The 5,461-nt window shown below is 65.5% G+C and carries 10 protein-coding genes and 2 pseudogenes; 1 reads left to right on the forward strand and 11 read right to left on the reverse strand.

What is annotated here, in order from left to right; translation table 11 throughout:
* On the forward strand, nucleotides 1-758 hold a 758-nt coding region (locus VFL64_RS15435; protein WP_489541267.1), incomplete at its 5' end, for a S1C family serine protease.
* On the opposite strand, the gene tatC is transcribed toward VFL64_RS15435, so the two are convergent.
* From tatC to VFL64_RS15490, 11 genes and pseudogenes are all read right to left on the reverse strand, one after another.
* Nucleotides 759-1,550, reverse strand: coding sequence for a twin-arginine translocase subunit TatC (tatC, locus tag VFL64_RS15440; protein WP_489541268.1), 792 nt, complete (start codon nucleotides 1,548-1,550; stop codon nucleotides 759-761). It lies immediately after the preceding gene.
* Between the two features lie 12 nt (nucleotides 1,551-1,562).
* Nucleotides 1,563-1,709, reverse strand: a pseudogene (gene tatB, locus VFL64_RS15445) (Sec-independent protein translocase protein TatB); the annotation flags it as partial.
* 110 nt (nucleotides 1,710-1,819) lie between these two features.
* Nucleotides 1,820-2,045, reverse strand: a pseudogene (gene tatB, locus VFL64_RS15450) (Sec-independent protein translocase protein TatB); the annotation flags it as partial.
* 121 nt (nucleotides 2,046-2,166) lie between these two features.
* Complete coding sequence (gene tatA, locus VFL64_RS15455; protein ID WP_489541269.1) at nucleotides 2,167-2,403, reverse strand: Sec-independent protein translocase subunit TatA; 237 nt, start codon at nucleotides 2,401-2,403, stop codon at nucleotides 2,167-2,169.
* 45 nt (nucleotides 2,404-2,448) lie between these two features.
* A complete protein-coding gene (locus tag VFL64_RS15460; RefSeq protein WP_489541270.1) occupies nucleotides 2,449-2,811 on the reverse strand; it encodes a histidine triad nucleotide-binding protein in 363 nt (120 codons plus the stop codon).
* Nucleotides 2,808-3,170 carry a DUF4870 family protein gene (locus VFL64_RS15465; RefSeq protein ID WP_489541271.1) on the reverse strand — a complete coding sequence of 121 codons (363 nt, stop codon included), beginning with the start codon at nucleotides 3,168-3,170 and terminating at the stop codon, nucleotides 2,808-2,810. Before VFL64_RS15465 ends, VFL64_RS15460 begins: the two co-directional genes overlap by 4 nt.
* The gene (locus VFL64_RS15470; protein ID WP_489541272.1) at nucleotides 3,167-3,520 is read right to left on the reverse strand and encodes a phosphoribosyl-ATP diphosphatase; all 354 of its coding nucleotides are present in this window, start codon (nucleotides 3,518-3,520) and stop codon (nucleotides 3,167-3,169) included. The genes VFL64_RS15465 and VFL64_RS15470 overlap by 4 nt, the downstream gene beginning before the upstream one ends.
* A complete protein-coding gene (gene hisI, locus VFL64_RS15475; RefSeq protein WP_489541273.1) occupies nucleotides 3,517-3,906 on the reverse strand; it encodes a phosphoribosyl-AMP cyclohydrolase in 390 nt (129 codons plus the stop codon). Before hisI ends, VFL64_RS15470 begins: the two co-directional genes overlap by 4 nt.
* Before the next feature lie 16 nt (nucleotides 3,907-3,922).
* Nucleotides 3,923-4,345, reverse strand: a complete 423-nt coding sequence (locus tag VFL64_RS15480) for an NUDIX domain-containing protein (RefSeq protein ID WP_489541274.1) — start codon at nucleotides 4,343-4,345, stop codon at nucleotides 3,923-3,925.
* A 120-nt stretch (nucleotides 4,346-4,465) separates the two neighbouring features.
* On the reverse strand, nucleotides 4,466-5,335 hold the full coding sequence (locus VFL64_RS15485; RefSeq protein ID WP_489541275.1) for an ATP-binding protein: 870 nt from the start codon (nucleotides 5,333-5,335) through the stop codon (nucleotides 4,466-4,468).
* Nucleotides 5,332-5,461, reverse strand: a 130-nt coding sequence (locus VFL64_RS15490; RefSeq protein ID WP_489541276.1) for a bifunctional ornithine acetyltransferase/N-acetylglutamate synthase, incomplete at its 5' end; no start/stop codon positions are given. The genes VFL64_RS15490 and VFL64_RS15485, both read right to left, overlap by 4 nt.

A 5,461-nucleotide genomic window follows, 5' to 3' on the forward strand; every position in this document is an offset into this window, starting at 1 on the left:
TCGGCGACGGCCGCACGATCCCGGCCGAGTTCGTCGGCTCCGACCCCGACACCGACATCGCGCTGATGCGCATCCAGGTGCCGAAGGACACGCCGCTGGCGGCGATCGCGCTGGCCGACAGCAGCCAGCTGCAGGTGGGCGACTTCGTGGTGGCCGTGGGCAACCCGTTCGGGCTCGGCCAGTCGGTCACCAGCGGAATCGTCTCCGCGCTCGGCCGCAGCGGGCTGCGGGGGCTCGGCTACCAGAACTTCATCCAGACCGACGCGTCCATCAACCCCGGCAACTCCGGCGGCGCGCTGGTCGACGTGAACGGCAACCTGCTGGGCATCAACACCGCCATCTACTCGCGCACCGGTGGCAGCCTGGGCATCGGCTTCGCGGTGCCGGTGAGCACCGCCAAGCTGGTGATGGAAGGACTGGTGCGCGATGGTCAGGTGACACGCGGCTGGATCGGCGTGGAGCCGCGCGACCTCACGCCCGAGATCGCCGAGACCTTCAACCTGCCGATCAAGCAAGGCGTGCTGATCACCGGCGTGCTGCAGAACGGCCCCGCCAGCGCAGCCGGCCTGCGCCCGGGCGACGTGGTGGTGAAGGTGGCCGACACGCCCGTGGCCAACACCGTGCAGTTGCTGGCGGCCGTTGCGGCTCTCAAGCCGCAGACACCGGCCGTGATCGGCATCCAGCGCGGCGACAAGGCGCTGGACCTGAACGTCACCGTGGCGCAGCGGCCGCGAACCCAGCCGCGCCGGGAGCAGTAGTCAGCTCTTGGTCGCGTCGGACGACGCCTCGGCGTCTGGCGCCTGGGTGTGCTTGTTGAACACGATGGCCGCCCAGATGCCCACTTCGTAGAGCAGGCACATCGGAATCGCCAGCGCCAATTGCGACACCACGTCGGGTGGCGTCAGCACCGCCGCAATGATGAAGGCGATGACGACGAAGTAGGAGCGGAACGCCTTCAGCTTCTCGATGCTTACCAGCCCCATGCGGGCCAGCACCACCACCACCACCGGCACCTCGAAGGCCGCACCGAAGGCGATGAACATGGTGAGCACGAAGCTGAGATAGGCCTCGATGTCGGGCTGGGCCGTGATGCTCTTGGGCGCGAAGCCCTGGATGAAGGCGAACACCTTGCCGAACACGAAGAAGTAGCAGAACGCCACCCCCATGAAGAAGAGCAGCGTGCTCGAGATCACCAGCGGCAGCACCAGCTTCTTCTCGTGCGTGTACAGACCGGGCGCCACGAACGCCCACACCTGGTACAGCACCACCGGCAAGGCCAGCAGAAAGGCCGCCATCAGCATGATCTTCATCGGCACCAGGAAGGGCGAGATCACGTTGGTGGCGATCAGCTTGCCTCCCTCGGGCATGCTCGCCACCAGCGGCTGGGCCAGGAAGTCGTACAGCGCCGCCGGACCCGGCCAGATGGCCAGGGCAGCCACGCAGACGGCAATGGCGATCACGGCGCGGATCAGCCGGTCGCGCAGCTCGATCAGGTGCGAGACGAAGGGCTGTTCGGTGCCCTCCAGCTCGTCTGGCTTGGAATCACTCATGCGGGAACCCGGTCAGACGGAAGAACGTGGCGGGCGAAAGCGCGCCACGCGGGCTGCGCCCGATTGCGCCTTGCTGCGCACGCCGTTGCGCTGCTTGTACCAGAGCGGCATGGCGCTGCGCTTGATCCGCCATTTCTTGCGCGGGTGCGTGTAGGTGGGCGGCGGTGGCTCCAGGCCTTCGTGCAGGCCGCCACTGAACGGGGCCGGGTCGGCATCGGCCCAGGCCCCCTGCAATGCGGTGGTGGTTTCCTGGACCTGGTCGGACACCGACTTCTCGACGTCGCGCGCCGCGCCCTCGAACTGGTCCTTCATCTTCTTGAGCTCTTCGAGCTCGATCGAACGGTTGACCTCGGCTTTCACGTCAGCCACATAGCGCTGCGCCTTGCCCAGCAGGTGGCCCACGGTACGGGCCACGCGGGGCAACTTCTCGGGGCCGATGACGATCAGCGCCACTGCGCCGATCAACGCCATCTTGTCGAAACCGAAATCAATCAAGGCAACTTCAACTCTGTTTGCATGCGTGCAGCGCCATGCTCATCAAGCAACACCCGCGAATCGGCTCCGCCGGTTCGCCGGGTGGCGCCCCTCGGGGGCAGGAGCGCAGCGACTGGGGGGCTCACGACTTCGTCTTGGCTTCGACGTCGACGGTGTTGGGATCCTTGGCCTTGTTGGCCGTGACCTGCTGGTTGGCCGCAGAAGCATCGCCGCTGGCCGCACCGTCCTTCATGCCGTCCTTGAAACCCTTGACGGCACCACCCAGGTCGGAACCGATGTTCTTGAGCTTCTTGGTGCCGAACACCAGGATCACGATGGCCAACACGATCAGCCAATGCCAGATGCTGAATGAACCCATGATTGAATCTCCTAGAGGGAATAGCGAAGTTTAGGTGACGCCGGATCAGCCTTTGGCCCAGGGGCGTGGCCCACCCATCGCGTGCAGGTGCAAATGCGGTACTTCCTGGCGCCCGTCGGGGCCGTTGTTGACCAGGACACGGAAGCCACCGGTCACGCCAAGTTGCTTCATCAGCACGGGCGCCAGCGCCAGCATGCGGCCCAGCAGGGCCTGGTGCTGTTCAGGTGTGGTGTCGTAGAGCGATTCAATGTGCTGCTTGGGAATCACCAGCACATGCACGGGCGCCCAGGGGGCGATGTCGTGGAAGGCGAGCAGGTCGTCGTCCTCATAGGCCTTGCGGCTGGGGATCTGACCCGCGACGATCTTGCAGAAGATGCAGTTGGGGTCGTGTGCGTGTGCTGTTGTCATGTCAGAACCATCGGTTTGCCATCGTTCCAGTTCAGGAAGCCCTTGACGATGCGGTAGATCACCCAGATGCCGTCGGCCGCCAGGATCACGAAGCCAACGCCCACGATCACCAGCGCAAAGCCGATCACCGCCCACAAGAGGCTCCACCAGAAGGTGCGGATCTGCCAGGTGAAGTGGCTTTCGTAGATGGTGCCGGCAGTGTCTTCGCGCTTCACGTAGTTGATGACGATGGCCACGATGGCCGTGAAGCCGACCACCCAGCTCACCGCATACAGGATGTAGGTGATCATGGTCAGCTGCTTCAGGTTGGCGAGCTTCTCGGCATCGCCGCCCGGTGCGGGGGTCATCACTTCACTCATGGCTTCCTCTCCTCGTGGTCGCGGGTTTGGGTCTTGCGCAGCGCAAACTCTTCCAGGCCCGAGAGCCCTTCGCGCCGCTCCAGCTCAGCCAGCACATCAGCAGGTTTCAGGCCATAGGCACTGAGCGCCAGCATCGAGTGGAACCAGAGGTCGGCCACTTCGTAGACGATCTTCTGGCGGTCTCCATCCTTGGCCGCCATCACCGTCTCGGTGGCTTCTTCTCCGATCTTTTTGAGGATGGCATCGTTCCCTTTCTGGAACAGGCGTGCCACATAACTCTTGTCAGGGTCGCCGGCCTTGCGCGACTCGATCACCTCGGCCAGGCGGGCCAGCGTGTCGTTGCTGGTCATTTGTAGATGCTCTCCGGGTCTTTCAAGACGGGGTCGACGCTCTTCCAGGCACCATCTTCGTATCGCTGGAAGAAGCAGCTGTGGCGGCCGGTGTGGCAAGCAATGCCCGGCTCGTGGCCCAGTTGCGTCACTTTCAGCAGAAGCACGTCGTTGTCGCAGTCCATGCGGATGTCATGCACCTTCTGGGTGTGGCCCGATTCCTCACCCTTGTGCCACAGGCGGCTGCGCGAGCGGCTCCAGTAGACAGCCTCGCCGCGGCGCACCGTCTCAGCCACCGCCTCGCGGTTCATGAAGGCGAACATCAGCACGTCGTTGCTGCCGACCTCCTGCGCGATCACCGGCACCAGGCCTTGCGCATCCCACTTGATTTCGTCGAGGAAATTCATCGGATCAGTGTAGCAATCACCCCTTGTGGGTCGCGCCCGCAAACCCGCGCTCCGAGGCGAACCATTGCAGCACCGGGATGGTTCCCGGCAGCACCGGAGACACCTCCACCGGCAGCGTCTGCCAGGCCATGGATTGGCGCTCGCGCATCTCGAACTCGCCGGTCCATTCGTAGACCTTGCAGAAGTGCAGGCGCACGCGGGCGTGCTCGTAGTCGACCAGCTCGATCTTCCACGGGTGGACGGCGCCGATGGTGATGCCCAGCTCCTCGTGCAGCTCGCGCCGCAGCGCCTGCTCGACAGTCTCGCCCGCTTCCAGCTTGCCGCCGGGGTACTCCCAGTAGCCGGCGTACACCTTGCCTTCGGGCCGCGAGGTGAGCAGGAAGCGATCCTGCTTGTCAATCAGCACGCCCACCGCCACATCGACCGGCGTTCTAGTCATGACAGCCCCTCGTCGTGTGAGTACACCCGCCGATCCCCCAAGGGGAACGTAGGCCGCGGCTCCATGCCCGCCTGCGCGGGCATGGACGGCCGGAGTGCGAGCCGCGTCTCGCGCCCGCGCTCATGCGGCGTGCCGCCCGGCGTAGTCGCGTGCGAACTGGTAGGCCACGCGCCCGGAACGTGAACCACGCTCTAGCGCCCAGACCAGGCTCTCCTGCCGCGCCGCCGCGATCGCTTCCTCGCTCACGCCCTGGCCGCGCAGCCACTGCGCCACGATGGCGAGGTACTCGTCCTGGGTGAAGGGGTAGAAGCTCACCCACAGGCCGAAGCGTTCGCTCAGCGAGATCTTCTCCTCGATCACCTCGCCCGGGTGCACCTCGCCGTCTTCGGTGTGCGTGTAGCTCAGGTTCTCCTTCATGTACTCGGGCAGCAGGTGGCGCCGGTTGCTGGTGGCGTAGATCAGCACGTTGTCCGAGGCCTGGGAAACGGAGCCGTCGAGGATGGACTTGAGCGCCTTGTAGCCTGCCTCTCCCTCGTCGAAGCTCAGATCGTCGCAGTACACGATGAAGCGCTCCGGCCGCTCGCCCACCAGGTCGACAATGTCCGGCAGGTCGACGAGATCCGCCTTGTCGACCTCGACGAGGCGCAGGCCCTCCGCGGCGTGCCGCGCCAGCATCGCCTTCACGAGCGACGACTTGCCGGTGCCGCGCGAGCCGGTGAGGAGCACGTTGTTCGCGGGAAATCCCGCGACGAACTGACGTGTGTTGCGCAGGACCGCATCCTTCTGCGCGTCGATCGCGACGAGGTCGTCGAGATCGACGGCGTGCGGATGGCGGACGGCCTGGAGGTAGCCGCGGCCGTTGCGCTTGCGCCAGCGCGCCGCCGTGACGACCGTCCAGTCGGGATCGGGCACGACCGGCGGGAACAGCGCCTCGACGCGCGCGAGCAGCGACTCGGCGCGCGCGACCAGCGCGCGCAGCTCTTCGTTCACGACCTGTAGTCCGCGTTGATGGAGACGTAGTCGTGCGAGAGGTCGCACGTCCAGACGCTCGCGCGCGCCTCGCCGCGGCCGAGGTCGACGCGGATCGCGATTTCGTCCTTCTTCATCACGCGCTGG

It is taken from the genome of Rhizobacter sp. (assembly GCF_035702065.1).
Classification (GTDB): domain Bacteria; phylum Pseudomonadota; class Gammaproteobacteria; order Burkholderiales; family Burkholderiaceae_C; genus Rhizobacter.

Excerpts from the sequence above, each read along its gene's own strand:
- VFL64_RS15460 (WP_489541270.1), bottom strand. The coding sequence starts at position 2,811 with ATGACAACAGCACACGCACACGACCCCAACTGCATCTTCTGCAAGATC.
- hisI (WP_489541273.1), bottom strand. The coding sequence starts at position 3,906 with ATGAATTTCCTCGACGAAATCAAGTGGGATGCGCAAGGCCTGGTGCCG.
- VFL64_RS15470 (WP_489541272.1), bottom strand. The coding sequence starts at position 3,520 with ATGACCAGCAACGACACGCTGGCCCGCCTGGCCGAGGTGATCGAGTCG.
- VFL64_RS15465 (WP_489541271.1), bottom strand. The coding sequence starts at position 3,170 with ATGAGTGAAGTGATGACCCCCGCACCGGGCGGCGATGCCGAGAAGCTC.
- tatA (WP_489541269.1), bottom strand. The coding sequence starts at position 2,403 with ATGGGTTCATTCAGCATCTGGCATTGGCTGATCGTGTTGGCCATCGTG.
- VFL64_RS15480 (WP_489541274.1), bottom strand. The coding sequence starts at position 4,345 with ATGACTAGAACGCCGGTCGATGTGGCGGTGGGCGTGCTGATTGACAAG.
- tatC (WP_489541268.1), bottom strand. The coding sequence starts at position 1,550 with ATGAGTGATTCCAAGCCAGACGAGCTGGAGGGCACCGAACAGCCCTTC.